Source organism: Bacillus sp. B2-WWTP-C-10-Post-4, assembly GCF_009183805.1.
Taxonomy (GTDB): Bacteria; Bacillota; Bacilli; order Bacillales; family Bacillaceae_G; genus Bacillus_A; species Bacillus_A cereus.
This window is the reverse complement of the sequence record NZ_WEII01000015.1, coordinates 47,249-73,777: the sequence shown is the minus strand read 5'-3', so window position 1 is coordinate 73,777 and position 26,529 is coordinate 47,249. Positions and strand designations below refer to the sequence as shown.

Genomic DNA, 26,529 nt, shown 5'->3' with positions numbered 1-26,529 from the left:
TTCATGTACAATATATATGAATGACATTCAGTCATTTTTGTGTGACAGGATGCAGTTAGCTTAGAAATGGAACAAATACAATGGTAAATGAGGATGATAGTTGTTTTTATATAGTATTGATGAAAGAGTATATTTTTTTAAAATAAAAATGACTGATAGTCAGTCATAAGAGGTGAGAGGTATGAAAAATAGAGCTTGGTTATATGTCATATTAACATGTATCTTTGAAATTTTTTGGGTGTTTGGTTTTAATACGGCTAATACTTGGTGGCATTGGATTATTATTTTAGGAGTTATCGCTGTTGATTTTCACTTCCTTTCTAAAGCGTGTGAACATCTTGCAACAGGAACTGTATATGCTATTTTCGCTGGAGCTGGTACGGTAGGTACTTTCTTAATGGATGTATTTCTTTTCGGTGGAAGTTTCAGCGCAGGCAAACTATTCTTCATTCTTATGGTAGTAGCCGGCGTTATCGGTTTAAAGTTAGCTGACAATAAAGAAGAAACTGTGGAAGGAGTTGCTTAAAAATGGGTTGGTTTTTCGTATTTTGTGCTGCAATTAGTGAAATAGTCGGTGTGATAGGACTTAAAATGTATAGTAAAGATAAGACATTAGCCAATGGTGCGATTTATATAGGTGGGTTTGCTACATCCTTCGCATTTTTGTATACTTCCTTCTTATTTTTACAAGTAAGTGTCGCGTATGCGGTTTGGATTGGTATCGGAACAGCAGGTGCAGTTTTGTTAAACATGTTCTTGTTTGGTGAGTCGAAAAGTAAAGCGCGTATCATTAGTGTGTTTCTTATTGTATGTGGAGTGACAGGATTAAAGGCACTTTCTTAAAGATATATTGTATTTTTATCTCCTAATTGTTTATTAGGAGATTTTATTATAAAAAAATGATTTCCTCTTAGAGTTCACTATCATTGACAGTACAATCGATTATCTTATAAAATGAGTGACAGTCATTCAATATGCGTGTGAAAGGGTTTAGATGATGAATAAAAAAGAGAAAATTGTCTATGCAGCTATTGAAGTGTTTCAGGAAAAGGGCGTCGAAAAAACGAAGATTTCTGATATCGTGAAATTAGCTGGCATTGCGCAAGGAACTTTCTATTTATATTTTCCTTCTAAGTTATCTGTTATGCCTGCAATAGCAGAAGTGATGGTTGAAAAGATGATACTTGCAGTGAAAGAAGAAGTGCAAAACGATGCGCCTTTCTCAAGTAAAGTGACGCAAGTAATAGATGCGGTGTTTCACTTTATAGCTGAATATCGTGAAATACAAGCTTTAATGTATGCTGGTCTTGCATCTACAGAACATATAAAAGAGTGGGAAGCTGTGTATGAGCCTCTTTATATGTGGCTAAGTGAATTTTTAAATGAGGCAAAAGAAGCCGGTGAAATTCGTGATTCGGTTCACGCAGAGCGAACAGCGAAGTTATTTATCGCTCTAGTTGAATCAGCAGCGGAACAAGTGTATTTATATGATCATAAAGATGATGAGCAAGTCGATTTGCAAAAGGCAGAAGTACTAGATTTTTTAACACATGCACTACATATAAAGAAATAGTGAGATGAACCTGTCTGAAAAGGTAGGTTCATTTTTGAGGAAAACTGAATGATAGTCATTCACCTGATGCGTATGTATGTGTGGAAGGATAGTGTGAAATTCTAACGAGTAGGGGGCATCTCTACTCATGACCAGCCCACAAATAGAAGGATAAAGAAAAAGCTTCTTGGGCATTATTTTTTGAGAGGAACTTACGGGAAGAGGTGTTAAAAAGTGAAGAAACCGATAAAAGAACAAAAGATGGTATTGGTCATTCTTTTGAGTAATATATTTATCGCTTTTCTAGGGATTGGATTAATCATTCCGGTTATGCCGTCCTTTATGAATGATATGCATTTAACAGGGAAGACGATGGGATATCTCGTTGCAGTGTTTGCAATGGCACAGCTCATTACTTCACCTATTACAGGCCGGTGGGTTGATCTTTACGGTAGAAAGAAAATGATAATCATTGGATTATTTATTTTTGGTGTTTCAGAGCTTCTTTTTGGATTAGGAAAAGATGTATGGATGCTTTATGTAGCAAGGGTATTAGGCGGAATTAGTGCTGCTTTTATTATGCCTGGTGTTACGGCATATGTTGCGGATATTACATCTATTCAGGAACGTCCAAAGGCGATGGGATACTTATCTGCGGCTATTAGTACTGGATTCATTATAGGTCCTGGAATCGGCGGATTTATTGCAGAATACGGTATACGTGTGCCGTTTTTCGTTGCAGCAGTAATTGCTTTTATAGCATGTGTGATTTCGATCTTTATTTTAAAAGAACCGTTAACGAAAGAAGAACTTGCAGAGATTTCTTCTAATACGAAGGAATCAAGTTTTATTGGTGATTTAAAGAAATCATTACATCCAATGTATGCAATTGCATTTATTATCGTATTTGTACTCGCATTCGGATTATCAGCGTATGAAACAGTGTTTAGCTTGTTCTCTGATCATAAATTTGGCTTCTCGCCGAAAGATATCGCAGCAATTATTACAATTAGTTCAATCTTTGGGGTAGTTGTGCAAGTATTTATGTTTGGCAAATTGGTAGAAATGTTCGGTGAGAAAGTGTTAATTCAAATATGTTTAATTGTAGGTGCAGTATTAGCATTCGTCTCAACTGTAGTCTTTAATTATTGGATTGTACTTCTCGTTACTTGCTTCATTTTCTTAGCATTTGATTTACTTCGTCCAGCTTTAACGACATTTTTATCAAAAGCAGCCGGAAAAGAGCAAGGATTCGTTGCTGGAATGAACTCGACTTATACGAGTTTAGGAAATATCGCAGGACCAGCGATGGGCGGAATATTATTTGATATGAATATTCATTATCCATATGCATTTTCAGGCGTTGTTTTAATAGTTGGTCTCGCTATTACATTTATGTGGAGAGAGAAACAGTTGGCTGAAAGTTTTGCGAAGTAATAAAACCCCTTACGACGGTAAGGGGTTTTTGTTTTATCCTGATTAAAGTTTCATTTTATAAGCTTAACCCAAACCGTTTTAATTCAATAAAAATCCCCTCTAATTGCTTTCCTTTATACGTTAATGTGTACTCTACACGAGGCGGAACTTCTGGATATACTTTTCTCGTTATAATGCCTTGAGATTCTAATTCCTTTAGTCGAAGCGATAATGTTTTTGGACTAATCCCATCCATTGATTTTTGTAAATCACTAAAGCGTAATGTTCCTTCGATAAGAAGATCACGAATGATTAAAAATGTCCATTTTGTACTAATTACATCAAGCGTTTTAGCGATAGGACAAGGTATGCCCGGTAAACCTTTCGTTAATTCAACTGGATTTATATCGTTCATGGAACTAGCCTCCATAAAATTTTTTTGGATGAATTTGCTTTATAGTATCACAAAACTATACTTTTGGTAACTATATGAAAAAAATATCACTACTTCCATAAAGGAAGTTAGTGCATATACAATAGCAATACGAAACAAAAAGGATTTATATAAGGAGGTGGTGATTTCCATGGGGTTAAAAAAGTTACTTGGATTTCTTAGTTTGTTTGTTATTTGTATTGTGCTTGTAGCATGTGGTGTGGAACAAAAAACTGAAGTTCAGTTATTAAAAGAAATGCCAAAGCCAAAAGCAATGACAATTGATCCCTCACTAAGTAAAAAAGAAGCGACAGAAATGGTTCATGCGGCGCAGCGTTTTTATGCATTTTGGGATACAGGTAAGGAGGAACTTATTCCGCAGACTGTTACTAAAGATTTCTTCGATAATACATTGCCGAAAGGGCGACCACAAGGCATTGAAGGATTAAAGTTTGCAGCGCAAAATTTTCGTAAAGTTGTGCCTGATATACATTGCGAGATTGAAGACTTATTAGTTGTTGGTGATAAAGTAACGGCCCGTCTTTCTTTTACAGGAACGCATAATGGTAAGAAAATTAATTTTTTTGCAATTGATATTTTACATGTGAAAGACGGAAAGATAACAGACGATTGGCATTTAGAAGATAATCTTACACTACAGCAGCAACTCGGCTTAATAGCTGAAGAGTAGATCATATAGGGGAGAGAAAAACGATGAAAAATATATTTATTATAAATGGACATGAAAAATACGGTACAAAGGAAGGACGATTAAATAAAACGTTAGTAGATTATATGGTTACTGTATTAGGCGAGAATCATCATGTGAAAACAACAACGATTCAAGATGGTTACAATATTAAAGAAGAACAAGATAAGTTTTTATGGGCTGATGTTGTGATTTATCAAACACCAATTTACTGGTTTAGTGTTCCAGGCTTATTTAAAACGTATATGGATGAAGTATATGAATACGGTTTGTTCTTTAAAGGTGCAGATGAATATGGAACAGGTGGTTTATTAAAAGAGAAAGAGTATATGTTCTCTACAACTTGGAATGCACCTGAAAAAGCATTTGGAGATAAGACAAAGTTCTTTGAAGGAGAAAGTTTAGAATCAGCGCTTAGTCATTTACATCGCGTGCAAAAGTTTCTCGGTATGAGTCCGTTAAAGAGTTTTGCTTGTTATGATGTGGTGAAGAATCCGGATATAGAGAAGTTTTTAGTGAACTTGAAAGATCACTTAGATGGAGTAATTAAATAATAGTATGTGAAGAAGGTACTGCTAAGGATGTAGTACCTTCTCCTTTTATAATGACTCACATTTTAAGACATGGATGGCTGTATCCATAACTTCGCAAAATTTGCCCAACCGAATGAATCAATTGTTACGTTTTTTAAAGAAGAAGGGTATGTTTTTCTTTTTAAAACGTGATAGTTAAATAAAATGATGTGTTCTGCTTGTAAAAACTCTTCAATCTCATACATGAGTTCATAACGCTTTTCTTTATTTTTTTCTAGTAAAAATGTATCTAGTAAACAGTTAATTTGTTTTTCGTAGTGCGGGTCCATGAACCGATTTACGAAGCAACTTTTATTTTTAAATACATTTAAGAATGCAATTTCATGATTGGCAGCAAAGACTTCTCCCATGAAAATAATATCAGCATGTTTATCAATAGAGCGATTCATATAATCTGAAACGGGAAATGGGTGAAGCTCTACTTGTATACCTAAACTTGCACATCGTTCTTTTAAGAAATATGCATCATTTGCACTATCTTTAAATGCGAAGAAGTAAATATGTATCGTTTCTCCATTATATGTACTCTTTTTCAAATACTCTTTTGCCTTTTCTAAAGAGTAGGATCTTCTTGTTGCAAGGCGGCTTCTATCAGGGAAAAAGCTTGATGCAGCAATTGTCCGTCTACCCTCTATGTTACGAAGTATCATTTCAACATCATATAGTTCTCTCCAAGCTTTTCGAAAGTAAATGTCGTGATGAGGACCAGGTTTTGTAAAGTTGAAGCTAGCATAAATACAACCTATTTCTTCTATTTGTATATCATGCCTTTCATTTTCCTCTTCGTTTGGTAGTTCATAATCAGCATCTATTTGCACATGGTCAGGAATACCCCAAAATTCAATACGGTCTAATAATGCGCGCTCTTTAAAATAATGGGTGAACGCTTCGAGTACGATATTATCTTCAGAGTAATGAGCAAGTTTGAAAGGTCCAGTACCTATATAATGATGATTTTGAATACTCGTATCACGCGGTAAAATTGCGAGCTGCATTGAACTTACATAGTGTAAGAAAAATAAATTTGGTTTTGCTAAATGGAATCGAATTTGCAGTGGTGATGGTGTTTCAATTTGAACAATTTCTTCTGTTAACCATTCGAAAGGGGATTGAACTTGCTTTAGTCTTTCAAATGAAAACTGTACATCTTTAGAAGTTAAAATTGATTCATTGTGAAAATATATATCTTTTCGTAAATAAAAGGTCCACGTAAGTCCATCTTCACTTAATTCCCATGTATGCGCAATGTGAGGCTCCATTTTTTCAGTAACATCGTTATAGACAACTAACGTATCAAAAATTTGACTCGTAAGATGACTCTCTGTAGTTACAGCCACAAAAGCTGGATCTAATGGGAATATCTTTCTCGATATAGGAATCTTTAATACGTCGTACATATCATTTGAGGGTTCGTATCCAAAATGATGATGTAGTTTATTTTCTATCTTTTTTTGAAGTGCGAGGGGGAGGGGTTCTTTTAAAAGAAGAAAGATATCTTTTAATTTTTCTTGGGCTAACAGTTCATCTGTATAGGACTCAATCGCTTCTACGAAATTATGTATAAATAGAATTTCCGTTTTATTTCCGCGGCCTCGCCCTGGAGTCCAGCTAATTAATTGCTCCTCGCTCATTTTCTTTAATAAAATCTTTACGTTTTTCGTACTGCAATATAAAACATCCGCTAATTCTTGTAAGCTATTTCGCATATGTTGTTGATCTTGTGCATGTAGTCTTAGTCTAATGTAATAGTCCATAATTTTCATATATACACTTCCTTCTATCATAAAAGGGGAAACTCTTTAGAATATTCTAACCTTTTTCTTCCTTTTTTTCAAAGTAAAATAAGTAAGCATAAGGAGGGGAAACAATGGGATTTTGGAGTATGCATCGAAATATAAAAATTAGAATTATAACATCGTTTTTAACACGTACTGTGTCTACGATGATTTTTCCATTTATGGCGATTTATTTTTCCGTAAAGTTAGGTAGTGCGATTGCTGGTGCGTTACTACTTATTAATGTCATAGCTTCATTAGTAATTGGTTTATACGGTGGATATGTTGGAGACCGGCTTGGGCGTAAAAAGGTTATGATTATCGGTCAAAGTATACAAGTCATTTCCATTGCTTGTATGGGAGTTGCGAATTCGGATTACGTTGACTCACCATGGCTAACATTTGTGTTTATGTTAGTGAATAGTTTAGGGTCTGGACTTATGAATCCTGCGACAGAGGCGATGTTAATTGATGTGAGTACACCTGAAAATCGAAAAGTGATGTACAGCATTAATTACTGGGCTATTAACTTATCCATTGCAATTGGAGCGATATTTGGTGGATTACTATTTGAAAACTATAGATTACAATTGTTTATCGTATTAACGCTTGTTGCCATTATGACTTTATATGTGATGGCTGTGTATATGGAAGAAGTGTATGTAGCACGAAAAACGATGGAGAAGAAAAATGTATTAAAAGATATGGCAGATAGTTATAAAGTCGTGATGAAAGATAAAGCATTTTTAATTTTTTGTGCAGCGAGTATATGTACATTATCGTTAGAGTTTCAAATTAATAATTATTTAGGTGTTCGCTTGCAGAAGGAATTTGAAACGGTGCACTTTTTATTCGGGAATGGTTTTACGTTTGATTTAACAGGGATTCGCATGTTGAGCTGGATTTCTGCAGAGAATACAATTTTAGTTGTGTTATGTTCAGCACTTCTTATTAAAATGCTGAAAAGCTTCAACGATTTGAAAATTTTATATGTAGGCTTATTTATTTACACGATTGGATTTGCAATACTCGGAACGAGCAATAGCTTATGGATTTTATTAATTGCAGGGCTTTTCCAAACGGTAGGCGAGATGATGTATGTGCCAGTGCGTCAATCTATTATGGCAGATATGGTGCCAAATGAGGCGAGAGGTTCATATATGGCGATTAACGGAATGGTCTTTCAAGTTGCAAAAATGAACGGGGCATTAGGTGTTATGCTAGGTTCATTTATTGCATCTTGGGGCATGAGTGCTCTGTACTTTATCGTTGGTATGAGCAGTATTTTACTATTTATGAAGGCGATAGGGAGAGAGAAGTATGAGGGGGAGGTTTCTCAGATTGGATAAAACGATATGAAAAGCGATGCTAGAAATCGCTTTTCATATGGCTTTTAAAACGGATCAACTTCAGCTAAATCAGGATTGCTATTTGGGTTTGTTAATAAGACTTTCAGCTCACCTACTTCAGAGAGCGCAACGAGGATATAACCACTAATAAGGACGACGAGTCCGATGACCCTTAATGTTTGCAGTGTAATATCACGGCTATTGTTTTCGGAGTTGTCTTGGGGCGTTGAAGGTGGATTGTTATTCATAAATAGGGCTCCCATCTTTTGTATTTATATATGTGCGAAATCATTATTTAACTTATGGATAGGAATTATATAGTCATTTTCACTATATGAGAAATGCCTATGAAAAGTGATAAGGAATTTTTGGGCGAGAAAAGAGGGGAATCCAAAAGATTATTAAAACTGAACTTTTGGATTCCCCTCTTTTTATTTATCTTGCTATTTGTGGTGGTCGGATTTCCTGTAAACGACCAGTTGGTGAGGGCTAATGAATCAGTGGGGGGATGAATAAAACCCCACTGATTCATTATTTTCATGTAAATAAAAGGAGGTTAGTTAACCAAAGTAGTTATCCTAATATACGCAACGATTCTTCAATAAACGCTGGGATGTCCTCTGGCTGTCTACTTGTTACTAGCTGATTTTGACATACGACAACCTCTTTGTCATGAAAGTTCCCGCCGGCATTTTTTAAATCGACTTCAATAGATTTATATCCAGTTACATCGCGTCCTTCAAGTGTTTGTGCAGTGATGAGTAGCTGAGGTCCGTGACAAATAGCGAAAACAGGTTTTTCCGCATCCATAAATGCTTTACTAAAGCGAACAAAACGTTCATCGGCACGAAGTATATCTGGAGAAAATCCACCCGGTATGAAGAGGGCATCAAAGTTCTCTGGAGAAACATCATCAATACTTTTATCAATCACGACTTCACTTTTTCCTTGCTTACCGTGTACCGTTTTCCCTTTTTCCATTTCAATAGTTGTGAATTCATATCCCTTTTGTTTAAAAGCTTCTACTGGCTCTGTGTATTCTGTATCCTCGAAATAATCCGTTATTAAAATAGCAATTTTTTTACTCATTCTAATCCGCTCCTTATATTATATTATATTATCGGCTCCAGAATCTTCCTTGGGCAATGCCTTCTATAAATGATTCAATTGAAGTATTTGTTAAGTTGTAAACTCCTGCTCCATCCAGTTTAATCTTACTATGGTCCAAAGCATGAGGATTACTAAGGACATGAGCTATCGGTTTAAAATGTTTAAAAGTAGTTTCTGCAAATTCTAAAACAGGGGGTTGAATGACAGACTCACTACTAAACACTAATACTGCATCAAAAAGGGAGGAGTCTGTTGTTGTATAAGTATCAGTTACTTTAATGGAATCATTGAACTGATAAATTTTATTATCTATGATGCTATAGTTAATTCGGTGTTGTACAAAAGCTTGAATCCATTCGGACAGAAGTGAGACGCTTGGGTCACCATTTAATAGAATTGCAACATTTTTGGAATCAGATTTAAAAATAGTATTGGACATACTTAGTGCAGGTGATTTTGCATCTGAATTTACTTCGTGATTTTCCTTAGGTAAAGGAGCTCCAATAATGTTAGCGACTTCTTGTGCTAATTGACGATCGACGTGGTTTAGAAGAGCAATTACATTTGCCTTCACCATGTCTGATTTACACTTCCCAACTTCAAAGCAAAAAGCTTCTTTTATGTGCTGCTTTTCAATAGGGCTCATACTATTGTAGAAAAGTTTAGCCTGAGAATAAAAGTTAAGAAAGCTTTTACTGCGACCTCTAATTTTATGCCCATCAATCTTTTCTTGATAATGTTCATATCCTCCTTGTTCGGCTTGGACGGTTGCAGGTTGATTGTTATTTAATCCATTAGGATGATAGCTTGTTTGACCGCGATGAATCTGCATTTGATGCATACCATCACGTTGATTATTATGAAAAGGACATACGGGCTGATTAATAGGAATTTGATGGAAATTAGGGCCCCCTAAACGAGATAATTGTGTATCTGTATAGGAGAATAATCTTCCTTGCAGAAGAGGGTCATTTGAAAAATCAATACCTGGTACGACATGACCAGGGTGAAAAGCTACCTGCTCTGTTTCAGCAAAGAAGTTATCAACATTTTTGTTCAGTGTCATTTTACCAACTAATTTTACGGGAACTTCTTCTTCTGGCCATAATTTCGTTGGATCTAAAATATCAAAATCAAATTTATGTTCATCTTCTTCTGGAATTAGCTGTAATCCAAGCTCCCATTCAGGATAATCCCCTTTTTCAATTGCTTCGTATAAATCTTGACGATGAAAATCAGGATTTTTCCCGGCAATCTTTTGAGCTTCATCCCATACTAATGAATGAACCCCGAGGGTAGGTTTCCAGTGAAACTTTACGAAATGGGCTTTTCCTTCTGCGTTAATGAGTCGAAATGTGTGAACTCCAAAACCTTCCATCATTCGTAAACTACGCGGAATAGCTCGGTCGCTCATTTGCCACATGACCATATGAGTGGACTCAGGATTATGCGCAACAAAGTCCCAAAAGGTATCATGAGCGCTAGCTCCTTGAGGAATATCATTATGTGGTTCTGGTTTAACTGCATGGACAAAATCAGGAAATTTAATAGCATCTTGGATAAAGAATACTGGCATATTATTACCCACTAAATCATAGTTTCCTTCATCTGTATAAAATTTTGTGGCGAATCCGCGTACATCTCTTACTGTGTCGTTGGATCCTTTAGAACCTTGAACGGTTGAGAACCGTACAAATACAGGTGTTTTCTTTGAAGGATTAGTAAGAAAATCTGCTTTCGTATATGTTTCTAAAGATTCATAAAGCTGAAAATAACCATGAGCGCCAACCCCGCGTGCATGAACAATCCTTTCGGGAATTCGTTCGTGATCAAAATGGGTCATTTTCTCACGAAAGTGAAAATCCTCCATTAAGGTTGGGCCTCTTAAGCCCATCTTTAAAGAAAATTCATCTTCAGCTATTTTTACCCCTTGATTTGTTGTTAAAGCATGTTTGCATTGATTGTCAGTAACGTGATGCTTCAATTGTTCCGTTTTTTTATTCACAATATAGGCCCCTCCTTTACTCTGTTAATTAATAGATACCCTTTTTATTAGGTCGTAAACATGTATTATCGTTTTTGTATGTAAAAATCATAAATATCGGTTGTTTCAGTGATTCTTGTTTGAGGAAGCAAAATAAAAAAGCCAAGGATAATTTATTTTCTCCTTGGCGTTTAAGATATTTCTTTTCGTTAAAACGAAGAAACGCGTTGCTTCGTTTTTGGTACAATAATAAATTTGATCCAGAGTAACCCGACAATCATAATGATAAGGCTATGTAAAAATTGACCTGTAGCAATGAGTATAACACTCGAAAATACAATGAGTTGAATACTTAGCAATATAAAGATTAAGCTAAGAAATTGTTTCATTCTTTCTTCAGTATGGATTGGATATAATGCTACAATAATATTTCTCGAAAAATATTTCCATAGTGAACGAAGCTGCATAGAGATCATATATAGAACGATGTAAGTGATAGCACCTTTTACGTATATATTTGGTATGAAATATAAGGCGAAAGCACCGATCAATCCTAAGCGAATATATATACCGAAATAATCATTTCCACGTAAAAATGCGAGTGTATGTAAATAGAAGAAAGTTGCCTGTTTTTTATGTAATAAAGGTTCAATCCAATTTGTAAGCCATTTTCTTTTATTTACTTGTTTATTCAGTTGCGGAACATCTGTGAAAATGCTAGCAAATTGATAAAAACGAACGTTCATTTTTTCTTCTTGCTCGATTATGTAGTCCCACGGTATTCGTTTTGTAGGCTGTTTTTTCGTATATAGAAGTAGGAAAGCAAATAGTAAGAGTAGTCCGCCCAATATGAGAACATTTGCGGAATAAAACAGCATGTAAATGATTAGGGCGTTACAAGTAATACGAATGATCAGCCATATATTTTTTTCGTGACTATCACGCCACATCCAATGTATGTACATGTTCCAGGCTTTCATAATCATTAACACGATAAAGATTGTACATAAAAAAGGTACAGTTAATTGTAATGATTGCATAGCAAGTGGAACGAGAATAAGGAACGTAAATAACAATGGGAAAAGCTGAATGATGTAATTGTATAGAAGAGATTTTTTGAAATAAGATGTTAATTTCTCTTCTAGTGCTAGTAAATAGACAGCATCAGGTTTTTGAATAAATGTACGGATAGGGCATCTCGTTATAAGGAATGTAAGTACAATCGTTATAATTATTAAAGATATTCCTTTAGAAGGAGATGCTTTTAGAAACTGAGCATAATAATATGCGCCAACGCATGAAATAAAGATAAAGCTATATAGTAAACCGTTAATCATACGTGCAAAGTATGTAATGATATTTTGAATATGTTGTTGGAAGCGACTGCTCCATAGCGATTCGATTGACATGTTTTTCACCTCTTTGTTCTATTATATATGTTTTACAAAAGAAAAAACGAGCAAATTGCGTTATGCAACTTGCCCGTTTTTCTTTTCGTTATTTTTTTTCTGATCACGATTCATTAATGGATAGAAAGCAAATCCAATTACGAATAAACCAATTCCGAGAAGGAACGTTTTTATATCGGATGCGCCAGTTTTAATAACCCATAGTGCGTAGCAAAGTGCGATAACTGCGACTATGCCATCTGTAATTCTTGCCCGCATTTCATTTTTATATGTTTCACCAGTTGCGACTAGTTTTAACTGGAAGATTGGTGAAACGAGATATGGAATGAGGTAGGCCAGTGTTGATACGGTAATAACGAATGTATAAGCTTCCGCAATGGTTCCTGATAATGTTGAGAATAGGAATACTTGCGACATAATGTTTGTTAATCGTAATGAGTAAATTGGACTTCCTTTTTTATTTGTTTTCGTGAAGAAGGAAGGGAAGAAACCTTCTTTTGCTGCTTGATAAGGTACTTCTGAGCTTAATAAAATCCAGCCTAAGATAGAACCGAACAGGGAAGTAAGAGCAAGTAATGCCATCAGTTTCCCGCCGCCGTGACCCATTGCAGCATTTAGTGCATCTGCTAATGGACGTTCAGAAGCTTGTAATTTATCAACGTGAAGTACACCCATTGTTAAAATTGTAATTCCTAAGTAAATCGCAACTGTAATAAGTAATCCCGCAACTGTTGCACGTTTTACCGTTTTTGGAGAAACAGCACGGTTTGATAAAAGAACGGCTGATTCAATTCCGATAAACGCCCAAAGCGTTGTAAGAGCAGCTAAATTTACTTGTGAAAGAAGACCATGTGATGCACCTGATTTATCAATCATCGGTGTGTACCATTGTCCAAACTTAGAAGCTTCGAATGCAAATAACGTAACGACGATGAATAAAAGGAATCCAGTTACTTTCGTTGTTGTTGCTAAGAAGTTTAGTTTTCCAGCTCCGCTTACACCGTTTGTTAATATAATATGAGTTCCCCAAAGTAAGATGGAACAAATCGTAAATGTAATTAGTTTTCCGACTTCTACGTTAAACGAGCCGATTGAAAATAGTAGTCGCGTATCTTTCATAATTGGGAAGAAGAGTGATAAATATCCCGCAAATGATGTAATGATGGCAACGTTACTTGCCCAGTTTGCAACCCAATATCCCCATACCATACTGAATCCAGCCATTTTTTTCTTTTTTGGTGTTGAGAATAAAGCATATGCATGACTTTGTGGTCCTGTCGTTAAATCAGGACGACGAATTGCTAAATTACCGAAAACAAGAGCTAGCATTAAAACACCAAACCCTGTAGTTAACCAAGCTAAAGTGACACCGAGTGGGCTTGCTGTTTGTGCCAACGTACTTGGCACCATGAAAATACCAGCGCCAACCATGTTACCGACAACGAAAGCTGTTAGTACCCAAAAGCCCCATTTTTTTTGTTGCATAGAAAATACCTCCAAAGTTAGTATAACCAAGTCAAGCGAGGAGATATGTATGTCTTCCTGAGTCAGGAAGAGAAGTCCCAAACAAAACAAAAAAAGCACGTAATTTGCCGCTACATGCTTTCTATCTTATAAGAAACCCACGACATACCTCTCGATAGCTCTCCACAAACGAAACGTTTGTGACAGTTCTGCACTTATTAAATGCAGACCCAGCAAGCGTGCATGGTGGACACGACTTACTTCGGCAAACATTCCTTTCTCATTCCTTCATCAATGCCACTACATCTCCTGAAATGATACTCTTAATGATTGCAACCTCTACCTCACCGAGATACGAATGAGGATTTAAATATTAAATTAACGTCTTTAAGAGTAACAAATGAATTTTTATCCGTCAATGGATATAGTAATAATCAGATTATAGAGAAGAGTTTGTGATTAAAAGTGAGTTAGGAGAAGATGTAACGATTATTAGTTCTGCAGAAGAAACAGCGATAGAGTTAAGTACCATTTTACAGCACAAAGGAATTTTGTCTGACAATCTGAATCCGAAGCATCGCTTTTTTACAACGGGATCTGTTTTATCATTTGAACATATCGCTGAGCGATGGCTAGGGTATCAAATTTCTGTAGAATGTGTACATTTGCCTATGAAAAATGCGTGTATACATAATTAAGATTTAGTAAATTACTTTTTTAATAAATGAGGTTCGTTTCATAAGAAGGAAAGAATAAGCTTTTAATTGAAGTGTTTAAGGGCAGTTCAATTAAAGGGGAGATTGGATTATGGAATTATTAAAATCTCAATTATTTGCTTTAGAGTATATTTCAAAATATGCAGAGAACGAAAAACGTGGGGCTAAAGCAACGATTAATCATATACTTAAAATGTCTAATATTACAGATGAAATATTTGAAGAAGCTGTCGCTAATTTAAAATCTCATGCAAGGATTGCTTTACACTTTCATCCAGACAGACTAGATTCGGATATGAAAAGTGTTGCTGAAGCACTGTTTGAGCAAGGAGTATATAAAAGTCAGTTTGAAACATTGCTATCTAATGGAAGCGTATCTGCTTATCCTGGTGGTGAACGTGACCTTTGGGAAAAGAGAATATTTGGAGGGGCATATCAATTAGAAGGCGTAACGAATGATCAACGGCCAAAATACGGAGCGCTAAATTTAATGTTACATCCAGATGGGCCGGCTCCGCGTTTTGGTTCATGTTATTTTCTCTTATCTCCAAAAGTTTCTTCGCGCTCTACATATACATATTTAGATTCGCATCAAGATCCGAAAGAAAAGGGGACTTATGAGGAGTTTGATATGATTTTAGCTGCTCTTTTGGAAGAGACATTCGTAAGAGATTTTGCAATTGGTGAAGGGAATTTGACTCCAACAAGACTCATTCATCATTTGCTGGATAACCTGGAAAGACCGTTTATAGATTTCGCAGATAAAGAGCCAGCCCGTAATCTTAATCATTATATCGAAGCGCAAATTCATGGAGAGATTTCTCTTAAAGAAGACGTAGAGGTGCTTGTTGCAGATCCTTCATTTAAGGGTACGGATGTAGGAAGAGTTTTAGAAGAAATTTGCCTGAAGTATGCGATTGATTTGTATTGGCACATCGGTTTTGTACTTATGGTAGACGAAGTTCCGATGGATTTTAGAGGTTCAAAAATGCCATCTTTAGCAAGACGCATTGCACGGAATCATTGCATCGATGCAAATATAATTGGCTCTGCTGTAGTGGATTTGAAACGCAATCCATTATCTTGGAGTGATCGTGGCACTTATGAAGAAGTGCTTCAGGAATTAAAATTATTATGGCATGTTTTAGTTCGATTTGGAAAACCAAATCGGAAGTAGAATGAAATACTCCGTTTTTCGGAAGTATTTATATAGAAAAGAAGCTGATTTAAAAATAAATCAGCTTCTTTTTATAAGATTAAACTAAGTTTAATACAGTTACTTTTTCACGTGTCATAGACTCAAGGCTCTTACGAATACCTTGTGCGCCCATACCTGAACCTTTTACACCGATGAATGGGAAGTGGTCAGGGCCGCGCTCTGTGCGTCCGTTAATTTGTACAGAACCAGTTTCGATTTTGTTAGCAATTGCAAATGCTTTGTTAATGTCTTTAGTGAAGACACTTGCTTGCAGACCGAACTCTGATTTGTTAGCAATTTCAATTGCTTGTTCATCTGAAGAAACACGGATGATTGGAAGGATTGGGCCGAATGGCTCTTCCCAAGCAACTTTCATCTCTTCTGTTACGTGATCGATTAATGTTGGGTAAATTAAGTTACGCTCACGTTTGTTACCGATAACGATTGTAGCACCTTTTTCTACAGCGTCGTCAACTAAACCTTGAACGAAGTCAGCAGACTTGTCGTCAATTAATGGAACGATTGTGCTGTCTTGTTCTGGAGATCCAACTGATAGTTCAGCTACTTGCGCTTTTAATAAGCTAACAAGCTCGTCCGCTACGTTTTCGTGTACAAGTACACGTTTAATAGCTGTACAACGTTGACCAGAGTAAGAGAATGCACCGCTTACGATATGGTTTGCAGCATCTTGTAAGTCAGCATCTTCACGAACGATACCAGGATCTTTACCACCAAGTTCTAATACAAGTGGAATCATTGAAGCTTTTTTCGCTAAATGTTTACCTGTGTTTGTACCACCTGTGAACGATACCATATTGATGCCTTCGTGCTCTACTAAGTAGTCACCAATTACAGAACCGCGTCCTGTAGCTACGTTTACAAGACCTTTTGGAAGGCCAGCTTTGTGAAGTGCTTCAACCATTTTAATACCACTAATTGCACCTTGAGTTGCTGGTTTGAAAATAACAGCGTTACCCATAATTAATGCTGGTGCAAGTTTTGCAGCAGATAAGTTTACTGGGTAGTTAAATGGTGCGATTGCTAATACAACACCAAGTGGTGCGCGTTGGATAATCGCAAGTTTCGATTTTGTACCGCCCGGGAAGCTATCGCCCATCATGCTTTCTCCGTGCATATGTAAAGCTTCTTCGATCGTGTAACGAATGAAGTCAGCTGTACGAACAACTTCTTTCTTCGCATCTTTATATCCTTTACCGACTTCTTTCATAATGATATCGGCAATTTCATCCTGCATATTTACGAGCTCATCAGCCCATTTATATAAGTATTTTGCGCGATCTTGTAGGGAAGCTTCAGCCCATGATTTTTGAGCTTCTTTTGCAGATGCAATTGCTTCATCCACTTCTCCGCGAGTAATTGCTTGTACTTGTCCAATTACTTCGTGTAAGTATGGAGATGGAATTTCGATTGTTTCTCCTGAAGAGCTTTCTCTCCATTCTCCGTTTAAATAAAATTTGTACGTATTGCTAGTTGTCATGATTAGTCCTCCTAAAATAGCAACTTGTAAGAGTGAGTATAAGGTGATTGTAGGGGGTTTGATAACATTTTTCAAATGAAATGTTTGTGAAAACGATTTCTTATTCTTTTTTTATTTTGTATGCCCTTTCTTACAGAACATTCCCTTATTTCAAAATGGTGTATCATATATTTTTATTTGAAGTGTGAAAAAATAATTGACAGAATACTCAATAAAGTTGTAAGATTATAAATGGAAAATAAATGAAGGGGGTGTGCGTAATGATTGTAATCGTAAATGTAATGGGCTTAGCTCTGTTAAATGGCAGAAAACATTCATATCATTACGCAACCCGTACGGATATATAGGGCATCTTTGTCTTATAAAAAGCGTACGTTGCGTATATCGTAACGTACGCTTTTTATGCATTCCTGTGCATATCGTCAAGCGGCGGTATGCTTTTTTTTGTTTATTTTCCCTTGTTTAGTTCCGATAAAAAACTTTGGAAGGTGGAAAAATGTGATGAGATTGTATGGGTTACGAAATGTAAATGTGATGGGTCTGGATAGTGGATAAAGAAATGAGAGGTAAACGAGAACGAGAAGGGAGAGGTTACATTGTTATCAGTATTACTAAAGTTAAAATGGTTTTTTAGGGAGCACTGGAAGAGATATAGTATTGCTATTGGAGCTCTTTTAATTGTGAATATAGTTGAAGTTATTCCCCCGAAAGTGTTAGGGGTTACGATAGATAATATAAAAACAGGAACGTTATCGAACGAAGCAATTATGCAATCTATTCTTATTTTAATAGGGGTTACAATCGTTGGGTATGGTCTTACTTTCGTATGGCAACATCAATTGTTTGGAGGTGCATTTGTACTTGAGAAAACGATGCGCTCTAAATTTATGGGGCATTTACTTAAGATGACGCCGACTTTTTATCAAAAAAATCGTACTGGCGACTTAATGGCGAGGGCAACGAATGATTTAAAAGCAATCGCTATGACAGCTGGTTTTGGTATATTAACGCTTGTGGATTCTAGTTTATACATGCTTACGATCGTTTTTATGATGGGATTTACAATTAGTTGGGAGCTTACATTTGCAGCGCTTATTCCGCTTCCAATTATGGCGTATGCGATGAATATATATGGAAAGAAATTGCATGAAAGATTTACCGTTGCGCAAGATGCGTTTGGTGATATGAACGATAAAGTGCTTGAATCAATCGCTGGTGTGCGTGTTATTCGTGCATACGTACAAGAGAATGCAGACGAGGAAAGATTTCATCACTTAGGAGATGACGTCTACGAAAAAAATATGAAAGTAGCGAGAATTGACGCATTATTTCAACCAACTGTGAAAATGCTTGTTGGCCTTAGTTATTTAATCGGTTTAGTGTACGGGGCATATCTTGTATTTCAATCAAAGGTAACACTTGGTGAACTTGTTTCATTTAACGTGTATTTAGGGATGATGATTTGGCCGATGTTTGCAATTGGTGAATTAATTAATGTTATGCAAAGAGGAAATGCTTCGCTTGACCGTGTGAATGAAACGTTAGCGTATGAACCAGATGTAAAGGATCCAAAACATCCAAAGCTTGTGCAAGAGCCGGATTATATTCAGTTTGATGACGTTACCTTTTCATATCCTTCATCAACTGAAACAAATTTAAAAAAGGTTTCGTTTACCTTAAAACAAGGGGAGACGCTTGGGGTTGTCGGAAAAACAGGAAGCGGGAAAACGACGCTTGTACGTCAGCTTCTTCGTCAATATCCACTTGGAGATGGAGATATTGCAGTTTCTGATGTGACATTAGATAAAATGACGAATGAAAATGTACTCGGCTGGATTGGTTATGTACCGCAGGAGCATATTTTGTTCTCAAAAACAGCGCGAGAAAATATTTTATTCGGAAATAGGGAAGCGACTGAAGAAGAACTAGAGAAAGCAATTGAAATTGCTGCGTTTAAAAAGGATTTAGAGTTTTTACCAGAAGGGTTAGAAACGCTCGTTGGAGAGAAAGGTGTTTCTTTATCAGGAGGGCAAAAACAAAGGATCTCGATTGCAAGAGCTGTTATTCAAAATCCAGAAATTTTAATTTTGGACGATTCTTTATCAGCTGTAGATGCTCGTACGGAAGCAGCGATCATTGAAAATATAAGAACGGAAAGAAGCGGAAAGACGACGATTATTACGACGCATCGTTTATCAGCAGTGCAACATGCGGATTGGATTCTCGTTATGGATGAAGGCGCAGTTATAGAAGAAGGTACGCATGCTCAGCTTATCCAAAAGGGAGGCTGGTATGCCGAACAGTTTGAAAGACAACAAGGTGAAAGTGAAAGTGCGGATAGTGGGGTGAAAATATGAGCGTTTCAAAACGATTGTTTCAATACGCGATGAAAGTGAAAGGGACGATTTTTGCTGCGATGTTAATGTTATTTATTTTCGTCATCGCAGAGCTTGCTGGTCCTTTCGTCGCTAAAACGATGATTGACGATCATATCGTCGGGATAGAGAAACCTTGGCATGAAACAGAACAGAGTGAAGATGCTGTTTCGTATAATGGGGCTTTTTATAAGCGAAGTGATCGCTTTGAACAAGGCGAGAAAAAAGGAAAAGAAGTACGCGTGATGCAAGTCGGTTTTCAATATTATTTTGTACCGAATAAAGTAAATGTAGAAGGATCACGTACTGTAAAAGGGGATATGATTACCGTTCAAAATGGTAAGGCGGTGCAAGTTTATAAAGCGAAAGCATTAACAAAGGAAGAAGTATTTGCATTTTATAAGCCAGAAATAAACCGTCTATTATTACTTGGTGGTGGCTATTTTGCTTTATTAGTAGTCGTATCATTATTTGCATACGGAAAGCAGTTCTTCTTGCAAAAGGCAGCGAACAAAATTATTCAAATTATGAGGGAAGATGTTTTTTCTCATATTCAAACGTTGCCAATTCGGTACTTTGATCATTTACCGGCGGGGAAAATTGTTTCGCGTGTGACGAATGATACAGAGGCCATTCGTGATTTATATGTAACGGTGTTGGCAACATTCGTTTCTAGTATCATCTATATTATTGGGATATTTGCTGCGCTATTTTTATTAGATGTGAAGCTCGCTTCATTATGTTTATTAATTATCCCAATTTTAATTGTTTGGGCGATTCTTTATAGAAAATACGCGTCTGTATACAATCATAAAATGCGCTCTCGTTTATCTGATATTAACGGAACAGTAAATGAATCCATTCAAGGGATGCCAATTATTCAAGCGTTCCGTCAAGAGCGTGAAACGAAAAAAGAGTTTGAAGAATTAAATGGCGATTATTTTAAGTATCAAAATAAAATTTTGAATTTAAATGCAGCAACTTCTCATAATTTAGTATCCGTATTAAGAAATATCGCTTTCACAGGTGTGATTTGGTATTTCGGTGGCGCTTCATTAAGTGCTACAGGCGTCATTTCTCTAGGGATACTGTATGCGTTCGTTGATTATTTAACACGATTGTTCTCACCGATTACAAATATGGTGAATCAGCTTGCTAACTTAGAACAATCGCGTGTTGCATCAGAGCGTGTTTTTGAATTGTTAGAGGAAAAAGGAGAAGCAGTAGAAGAAGAGCGTATGCCTCGCTTACAAGGAAATGTGAAGTTTGATAATGTATCGTTTTCTTATAATGGGAAAGATGAAGTGTTAAAAAATATTTCTTTTGAAGCGAAACAAGGGGAGACCGTGGCACTTGTCGGTCATACTGGATCAGGAAAAAGTTCTATTATGAACGTACTCTTTCAGTTTTACGAGTTTGAAAAAGGAAAGCTTACGATTGATGGTCATGATGTAAAAGAGATGCCGAAACAAGCAACTCGTGAACATATGGGAATTGTACTGCAAGATCCGTTTTTATTTAGCGGAACAGTAGCATCTAATGTAAGTTTAGAAAATGAAAAAATTTCAAAAGAGCGCATCGTAAAAGCATTGCGTGATGTTGGTGCTGAAAGATTTGCGAACAATATAAATGAAGAAATTACGGAGAAAGGAAGTACTCTTTCAACCGGAGAACGTCAGCTTATATCGTTTGCTAGGGCGCTCGCTTTTGACCCAGCCATTTTAATTTTAGATGAAGCGACATCTAGTATCGATACAGAAACAGAGGCGATGATTCAACAAGCGCTAGAAGTTGTGAAAAAAGGAAGAACGACATTTATTATCGCTCACCGCCTTTCAACAATTAAAAGCGCAGATCAAATTATTGTGCTTGATAGAGGGACGATTTTAGAAAAAGGGTCTCATGATGAACTCATGAAAAAGCGCGGGCGTTATTACGATATGTATAAAACGCAAATGGAAGGAAACCAGAGCGCTTAATGCGGGGAAGAACTTGCGATTATTGCAAGTTCTTTTTTGTTGGCAAAATGTCGGCGATAAAGGTACATAATAAGAAGTATTATTTTACCTTTCCTACAATTAATGCTATATTAAAAAATGTTACTTATTTTTTGTATGTAGCGTTATTTTTCCCTTTTGTTTGATTATGAAGAAAAAGGATAAACTAAATAAGAACATTTTCATTGAAAAATTGTTCAAGATTGCATACAATCAATATAGTTTTTAAATTCCTATCAGAATACTTGGAGGATTACTATCATGAAGAAATTATTTTCAGTGCTTGCAGTAACTACATTAGCGATCGGGATTGTAGCCGGCTGCGGTAAAGAAGAGAAAAAAGATACAGCTAGTCAAGACGCGTTACAAAAGATAAAACAAAGCGGTGAACTTGTAATTGGAACAGAAGGTACATACGCACCGTTCACATTCCATGATTCAAGCAATAAATTAACTGGATTTGACGTTGAACTATCAGAAGAAGTTGCAAAACGTTTAGGTGTAAAACCTGTATTTAAAGAAACACAATGGGATAGCTTACTTGCTGGTTTAGATGCAAAACGTTTCGATATGGTTGCAAACGAAGTTGGTATTCGTGAAGACCGTCAAAAGAAATATGATTTCTCTAAACCGTACGTTTCATCTTCAGCGGCATTAGTTATTGCAAAAGATAAAGATAAGCCTGCTACATTTGCTGATGTAAAAGGTTTAAAAGGAGCACAATCTTTAACGAGTAACTATGCAGATATTGCTAAGAAAAACGGTGCGGAAATTATTGGTGTAGAAGGATTTAGCCAAGCGGCAGAATTATTAGCTTCAGGACGCGTTGATTTTACAATTAATGATAAGTTATCAGTATTAAATTATTTAGAAACGAAAAAAGATGCAAAAATTAAAATTGTAGATACTGAAAAAGAAGCTTCAGAAAGTGGATTCTTATTCCGTAAAGGTAGCGATAAGCTTGTACAAGAAGTAGATAAAGCGTTAGAAGATATGAAAAAAGACGGTACGTATGACAAAATAACGAAAAAATGGTTCGGTGAAAATGTATCTAAGTAGTGCATTGGTTTCAGATCGATTGTCTACTTGGATAGATATTATGCAGACTTCCTTCATGCCTATGCTGAAGGAAGCTGTTTTTACAACAATTCCATTAACGCTTATTACATTTATTATCGGGATTATACTGGCAACGTTAACAGCGCTCGCACGTATTTCTGGTAGTCGTATTTTACAATGGATTGCTCGTATCTATGTATCTATCATTCGCGGAACGCCACTTCTTGTACAATTATTTATTATTTTCTATGGTCTTCCAACTCTTAATATTGAAGTTGAGCCATATACAGCAGCAGTTGTTGGATTTTCATTAAATGTCGGTGCATATGCATCTGAAATTATTCGTGCTTCTATCCTTTCCATTCCGAAAGGGCAGTGGGAAGCAGCTTATACAATTGGGATGACATATCCACAAGCATTAAAACGTGTTATTTTACCACAAGCAACGCGCGTATCAATCCCGCCGCTTTCGAATACATTTATTAGCTTAGTGAAAGATACTTCGTTAGCATCGTTAATTTTAGTAACAGAAATGTTCCGAAAAGCGCAGGAAATTGCGGCGATGAACTACGAGTTTTTAATTGTTTATTTTGAAGCAGGTCTTATTTATTGGGTTATTTGTTTCTTATTATCAATCGTACAACAGATGTTAGAAAAGCGTTCAGAACGCTACACATTAAAATAATCCTTTTACAAAAGGAGTTTTTGTTTTTATGATTTCAATTCAGCACTTACAAAAAAGTTTCGGAGATAATACCGTACTAAAGCATATAGATTTAACAGTTGAGAAGGGCGAAGTTGTTGTTATTATTGGTCCGTCTGGATCTGGTAAAACGACATTCTTACGTTGTCTCAATGTATTAGAAACGCCAAACGCTGGTAATATTCGTATCGGTAATAAAGAGCTTAACTTCTCTCAAAAAGTAACGAAGAAAGATATTGTTAATCTTCGTACGCAAACAGGTATGGTATTCCAGCACCATAATTTATTCCCGCATTTAACAGCACTTCAAAATGTAATGGAAGGGCTCGTTACAGTGAAAAAGATGGGGAAAGAAGAAGCAAAGAAAAAAGCACACTATTTCCTTGAAAAAGTTGGTTTAGCAGATAAAGTGGATTTATATCCGTTCCAATTATCAGGCGGACAGCAACAGCGCGTTGGAATTGCGCGCGCGCTTGCGATGGAGCCGGAAGTGTTACTATTTGATGAGCCGACGTCAGCGCTTGATCCTGAACTCGTTCAAGAAGTTCTGAAAGTAATGAAAGAACTTGCTAAAGAAGGCATGACGATGGTTATTGTAACGCACGAAATGCGTTTTGCACATCAAATTGCGAACCGTGTTATTTTCATGGATGGTGGTGTCGTTGTCGAACAAGGTACACCAGAAGAAGTATTTACAAATCCAAAAGAAGAACGTACGAAGAAGTTTTTACAAATGTTGCAATAAATTAAGGAAGGTCTCAAGGCATATGCCTTGAGACCTTTTTGCCATATATATTTATTTGTGGAATCCGCCAAGGCTTTGCTCAGCCATTGCAACTAGACGTTTTGTGATTTCTCCACCAACTGAACCGTTAGCGCGAGCCGTAGAATCTGCTCCTAATTGTACACCAAATTCTTGAGCGATTTCGTACTTCATTTGATCGATTGCAGCTGTTGCACCTGGTACTACTAATTGATTTGAAGAATTTTGGTTTGCCATAGGAATATATCCTCCTTAGAGTTATAAAAGTTTTTTTGGTTGGACTAGCTGGAGTTGAACCAGATTATCGCCCCGATTGGCGCTAATCCATCGGTAATTAAGTTTGTACTCATAGTATGGATGTTACCTAGAAAGATATACAAAATAATAATTTGTAAATTTTGTCAAAAAACTTATTGATTTCGTAAATTATGAAATAAGAGTAATCGTTGTATTTTTAAGAAAACAGGCCAAACTAAGGAGGATATTAAATATAATTTTCTCATTGTAGCCTGCTACTTGTAAGCTAATTATTAGCTTCTTATATAGGATTTATTGAAATAAAAATGAAATCGGTAGCAACTTTATAGTTCTATTTTTAAGTAGGTATGGAGTGGGCACTCCTATGTCTGGATAGGTTGCTCTCTTCACTCTAAAAAAGAGAGGCTTTAAACGATAAAGTATGGAGGAATCATGATGGGGATTTGCCCGCTTTGCAACGCATTAGAATCACAAACATATTCTTGTCAAAATTGCCAAAGTATACTCCAAGATTATGGGAAGTCTGTAGATTATATAGACGATTATAGTGCCTATATGGATCAAGAATTATTAAGTGCAGTAGATGGTTTAACGCATAATAATTCAAATGAATATTGCAATCATATTTTTTATTGCGGAGTATGTAATGTGGAAACTGAGGTTGTAGTAAAACTTGTGTAAATAGAAAACTTCCACCTTATTATCTAGGTGGAAGTTTTTGTTTTTGCATTTGTGAGTGAATCATAGGAGAAGGGATATGTTCGGTGTTTGATGAAGCCCCTGATTTTATTTGAGACATTTTTTCCTTTGTATCACGTAAAGAATGTTCAGTTAAGTAGACGGCATATTCGTAAAATAATTGGCGTGTCAGTTCACTTTGTTCTTTTAATTTGGCATCTTGGAATACAGTTCGCCCAGGTTTAGAGTTGGCTTCAAATAACCACGGATTTTCCTTTGTGTCTAAACCGATATCGAAACCAATCTCACCGATGTTTCCAGTTACTTGCTCGTCGAGTGCATAACTTATTTGCAGAGCTGTTTGTTTTAATTTATTTTCAATTTGAACTTGCTTCGTTGAATCTGGAAAAAGCTCTTGTAGCAATTTTGTATTACCGCCGCTATTTACATGCGTTGTTAAACTGCCTTTGCCGGCGATTTTGGCGACGATTGCACTAACTATCCAATTACCGAAATGATTTTTATTTGTATGAATGCGGAAATCAACAGGTTGACCATCAAAGCGAAGTAACGAAATACCTTGCTGTACGATAAACTTTTTTAAATCATGCCCTTTTAATACGTGGTTTAGAAGAGTTTCTAATGATTGATACTTTCTCAGTTTGTTTTCTTCATTTTCGCGATAACGACAGTAGTAGCAATTTTCTGTTTGAGAATAAAATATTTGATGAATATTTCTACCAAAGCTCCCGTGTATTGGTTTCATGTACACTGATTTATATGTGCCAAGAAACCGTTCTACTTGTTCGAAATGCTGAAATGCTTCTGTGTTTGGTAATAAGGGTCTAATTGATTCGTCTTTCATAAGAAGTTGATGAACTTCCCATTTGTTGAAAAAACCTGGGTTAAACCATGGAATGGAGTAGTCTTGTTCTAACTTTCTTTTTGCTCTGACAATTGGTTTGTAATTTTCCGCTTGTCGATTCGGTAGTCGATCGTAAATGACGTTTGGTAAAGGAACCTTTTTCTTTATCCATTGTTTCTCTCGAAAGAAATATCCTTCAATTGTTTCTTCTTCCCAGTTTATATGTTGAACGCCAAAGACGAATACGAACGGTCGTAATGAGAATGGTGGTGTTAACAACTCACTGAGAGCAATTGAACGATTTCCTAAAGGATTAGAAGAATCATCGTTAAAGCCAGTTGTAAAAATGCCGATTAATGGTCCGAAAATAATTGTTTGGTTTTGTGTGAATGCATGAATAGTAGTTGATTGAGGCAGTAAAAGTTTTTCGGCAATATGCTTTCCGATAATAATTTCGCGAGTAAAGGAATAATGAATTTTTACTTCTTCACTTGCTATATGACGTATGCCGAAGGAGAGGGATGTAATAGGTGGTGTAATAGAAAAAACGTAAGGTAAAGTAATGCTATTTGGATGTTCATCTGAAATATTTAATGTATATATATGTTCTTTCAAAATAGGTTTA

25 protein-coding genes, 1 pseudogene and 1 riboswitch are annotated in these 26,529 nt (G+C 36.2%); of the genes and pseudogenes, 16 read left to right on the top strand and 10 right to left on the bottom strand.

Annotated features, from left to right (window positions below):
- Nucleotides 1-181: 181 nt before the first annotated feature.
- The 4 genes from GBN78_RS09725 to GBN78_RS09710 all read left to right on the top strand — a co-directional run bounded on the left by GBN78_RS09725 (nucleotide 182) and on the right by GBN78_RS09710 (nucleotide 2,989).
- Entirely contained in the window at nucleotides 182-526 is a 345-nt protein-coding gene (locus GBN78_RS09725) for a DMT family transporter (RefSeq protein WP_000796019.1), read from the top strand.
- Between the two features lie 2 nt (nucleotides 527-528).
- Nucleotides 529-843, top strand: coding sequence for a DMT family transporter (locus tag GBN78_RS09720; RefSeq protein ID WP_000539671.1), 315 nt, complete (start codon nucleotides 529-531; stop codon nucleotides 841-843).
- Nucleotides 844-994: 151 nt separating this feature from the next.
- A complete protein-coding gene (locus GBN78_RS09715) occupies nucleotides 995-1,573 on the top strand; it encodes a TetR/AcrR family transcriptional regulator (protein ID WP_002004485.1) in 579 nt (192 codons plus the stop codon).
- A 213-nt stretch (nucleotides 1,574-1,786) separates the two neighbouring features.
- On the top strand, nucleotides 1,787-2,989 hold the full coding sequence (locus GBN78_RS09710; protein ID WP_000742958.1) for an MFS transporter: 1,203 nt from the start codon (nucleotides 1,787-1,789) through the stop codon (nucleotides 2,987-2,989).
- 55 nt (nucleotides 2,990-3,044) lie between these two features.
- On the opposite strand, the gene GBN78_RS09705 is transcribed toward GBN78_RS09710, so the two are convergent.
- Nucleotides 3,045-3,383, bottom strand: coding sequence for a winged helix-turn-helix transcriptional regulator (locus tag GBN78_RS09705; RefSeq protein ID WP_070183555.1), 339 nt, complete (start codon nucleotides 3,381-3,383; stop codon nucleotides 3,045-3,047).
- 169 nt (nucleotides 3,384-3,552) lie between these two features.
- Between GBN78_RS09705 and GBN78_RS09700 the strand changes: the two genes are divergently transcribed.
- Nucleotides 3,553-4,092 (top strand): ester cyclase, encoded by a 540-nt coding sequence (locus GBN78_RS09700; RefSeq protein WP_000523324.1) that lies wholly within the window; start codon nucleotides 3,553-3,555, stop codon nucleotides 4,090-4,092.
- 23 nt (nucleotides 4,093-4,115) lie between these two features.
- On the top strand, nucleotides 4,116-4,664 hold the full coding sequence (locus GBN78_RS09695; protein ID WP_000789179.1) for an NAD(P)H-dependent oxidoreductase: 549 nt from the start codon (nucleotides 4,116-4,118) through the stop codon (nucleotides 4,662-4,664).
- A 62-nt stretch (nucleotides 4,665-4,726) separates the two neighbouring features.
- On the opposite strand, the gene GBN78_RS09690 is transcribed toward GBN78_RS09695, so the two are convergent.
- Complete coding sequence (locus GBN78_RS09690) at nucleotides 4,727-6,487, bottom strand: SgrR family transcriptional regulator (RefSeq protein ID WP_119781148.1); 1,761 nt, start codon at nucleotides 6,485-6,487, stop codon at nucleotides 4,727-4,729.
- Nucleotides 6,488-6,570: 83 nt separating this feature from the next.
- Here GBN78_RS09690 and GBN78_RS09685 point away from each other — a divergent pair, with 83 nt between their 5' ends.
- On the top strand, nucleotides 6,571-7,827 hold the full coding sequence (locus tag GBN78_RS09685) for an MDR family MFS transporter (RefSeq protein ID WP_030023466.1): 1,257 nt from the start codon (nucleotides 6,571-6,573) through the stop codon (nucleotides 7,825-7,827).
- Between the two features lie 44 nt (nucleotides 7,828-7,871).
- On the opposite strand, the gene GBN78_RS09680 is transcribed toward GBN78_RS09685, so the two are convergent.
- Nucleotides 7,872-8,075, bottom strand: coding sequence for a hypothetical protein (locus tag GBN78_RS09680; RefSeq protein WP_001063872.1), 204 nt, complete (start codon nucleotides 8,073-8,075; stop codon nucleotides 7,872-7,874).
- 99 nt (nucleotides 8,076-8,174) lie between these two features.
- Between GBN78_RS09680 and GBN78_RS30145 the strand changes: the two genes are divergently transcribed.
- On the top strand, nucleotides 8,175-8,339 hold the full coding sequence (locus GBN78_RS30145) for a hypothetical protein (protein WP_163115714.1): 165 nt from the start codon (nucleotides 8,175-8,177) through the stop codon (nucleotides 8,337-8,339).
- Between the two features lie 61 nt (nucleotides 8,340-8,400).
- Here GBN78_RS30145 and GBN78_RS09675 read toward each other — a convergent pair whose 3' ends face one another.
- From GBN78_RS09675 to GBN78_RS09660, 4 genes are all read right to left on the bottom strand, one after another.
- Nucleotides 8,401-8,916: a type 1 glutamine amidotransferase domain-containing protein gene (locus GBN78_RS09675; protein WP_000037532.1), complete on the bottom strand. Its 516-nt coding sequence runs from the start codon at nucleotides 8,914-8,916 to the stop codon at nucleotides 8,401-8,403.
- 28 nt (nucleotides 8,917-8,944) lie between these two features.
- Nucleotides 8,945-10,942: a catalase gene (locus tag GBN78_RS09670; RefSeq protein ID WP_001036536.1), complete on the bottom strand. Its 1,998-nt coding sequence runs from the start codon at nucleotides 10,940-10,942 to the stop codon at nucleotides 8,945-8,947.
- Nucleotides 10,943-11,130: 188 nt separating this feature from the next.
- Nucleotides 11,131-12,330 carry an ABC transporter permease gene (locus tag GBN78_RS09665; RefSeq protein WP_152127315.1) on the bottom strand — a complete coding sequence of 400 codons (1,200 nt, stop codon included), beginning with the start codon at nucleotides 12,328-12,330 and terminating at the stop codon, nucleotides 11,131-11,133.
- Between the two features lie 60 nt (nucleotides 12,331-12,390).
- Nucleotides 12,391-13,815, bottom strand: coding sequence for an amino acid permease (locus tag GBN78_RS09660; RefSeq protein ID WP_001186301.1), 1,425 nt, complete (start codon nucleotides 13,813-13,815; stop codon nucleotides 12,391-12,393).
- A 147-nt stretch (nucleotides 13,816-13,962) separates the two neighbouring features.
- Nucleotides 13,963-14,144, bottom strand: a riboswitch (Lysine riboswitch).
- Nucleotides 14,145-14,243: 99 nt separating this feature from the next.
- On the opposite strand from GBN78_RS09660, the pseudogene GBN78_RS09655 reads away from it, so the two are divergent.
- Both GBN78_RS09655 and GBN78_RS09650 read left to right on the top strand, forming a co-directional pair.
- A pseudogene (locus tag GBN78_RS09655) lies at nucleotides 14,244-14,492 on the top strand (glutamate racemase); the annotation flags it as partial.
- 109 nt (nucleotides 14,493-14,601) lie between these two features.
- Entirely contained in the window at nucleotides 14,602-15,687 is a 1,086-nt protein-coding gene (locus tag GBN78_RS09650; protein WP_070183558.1) for a DUF3626 domain-containing protein, read from the top strand.
- Nucleotides 15,688-15,766: 79 nt separating this feature from the next.
- Here GBN78_RS09650 and gapN read toward each other — a convergent pair whose 3' ends face one another.
- Complete coding sequence (gapN, locus tag GBN78_RS09645; protein WP_000213634.1) at nucleotides 15,767-17,206, bottom strand: NADP-dependent glyceraldehyde-3-phosphate dehydrogenase; 1,440 nt, start codon at nucleotides 17,204-17,206, stop codon at nucleotides 15,767-15,769.
- A 596-nt stretch (nucleotides 17,207-17,802) separates the two neighbouring features.
- On the opposite strand from gapN, the gene GBN78_RS09630 reads away from it, so the two are divergent.
- From GBN78_RS09630 to GBN78_RS09605, 5 genes are all read left to right on the top strand, one after another.
- Entirely contained in the window at nucleotides 17,803-19,563 is a 1,761-nt protein-coding gene (locus GBN78_RS09630; RefSeq protein WP_000953785.1) for an ABC transporter ATP-binding protein, read from the top strand.
- Nucleotides 19,560-21,560 (top strand): ABC transporter ATP-binding protein, encoded by a 2,001-nt coding sequence (locus GBN78_RS09625; protein WP_070183559.1) that lies wholly within the window; start codon nucleotides 19,560-19,562, stop codon nucleotides 21,558-21,560. The genes GBN78_RS09630 and GBN78_RS09625 overlap by 4 nt, the downstream gene beginning before the upstream one ends.
- Nucleotides 21,561-21,839: 279 nt before the next feature.
- Nucleotides 21,840-22,637 (top strand): amino acid ABC transporter substrate-binding protein, encoded by a 798-nt coding sequence (locus GBN78_RS09615; protein WP_003311772.1) that lies wholly within the window; start codon nucleotides 21,840-21,842, stop codon nucleotides 22,635-22,637.
- On the top strand, nucleotides 22,624-23,322 hold the full coding sequence (locus GBN78_RS09610) for an amino acid ABC transporter permease (protein ID WP_000281499.1): 699 nt from the start codon (nucleotides 22,624-22,626) through the stop codon (nucleotides 23,320-23,322). Before GBN78_RS09615 ends, GBN78_RS09610 begins: the two co-directional genes overlap by 14 nt.
- Nucleotides 23,323-23,350: 28 nt before the next feature.
- Nucleotides 23,351-24,085 (top strand): amino acid ABC transporter ATP-binding protein, encoded by a 735-nt coding sequence (locus tag GBN78_RS09605; RefSeq protein ID WP_000623608.1) that lies wholly within the window; start codon nucleotides 23,351-23,353, stop codon nucleotides 24,083-24,085.
- A 51-nt stretch (nucleotides 24,086-24,136) separates the two neighbouring features.
- Here GBN78_RS09605 and sasP read toward each other — a convergent pair whose 3' ends face one another.
- Entirely contained in the window at nucleotides 24,137-24,340 is a 204-nt protein-coding gene (gene sasP, locus GBN78_RS09600; RefSeq protein ID WP_000013338.1) for a small acid-soluble spore protein, SasP family, read from the bottom strand.
- A 456-nt stretch (nucleotides 24,341-24,796) separates the two neighbouring features.
- Between sasP and GBN78_RS09595 the strand changes: the two genes are divergently transcribed.
- On the top strand, nucleotides 24,797-25,042 hold the full coding sequence (locus tag GBN78_RS09595) for a hypothetical protein (protein ID WP_000510474.1): 246 nt from the start codon (nucleotides 24,797-24,799) through the stop codon (nucleotides 25,040-25,042).
- A gap of 19 nt (nucleotides 25,043-25,061) precedes the next feature.
- Here the strand turns inward: GBN78_RS09595 and GBN78_RS09590 are convergent, their stop codons facing one another.
- Nucleotides 25,062-26,519, bottom strand: a complete 1,458-nt coding sequence (locus GBN78_RS09590) for a YheC/YheD family endospore coat-associated protein (RefSeq protein ID WP_070183560.1) — start codon at nucleotides 26,517-26,519, stop codon at nucleotides 25,062-25,064.
- Nucleotides 26,520-26,529 lie beyond the last annotated feature (10 nt).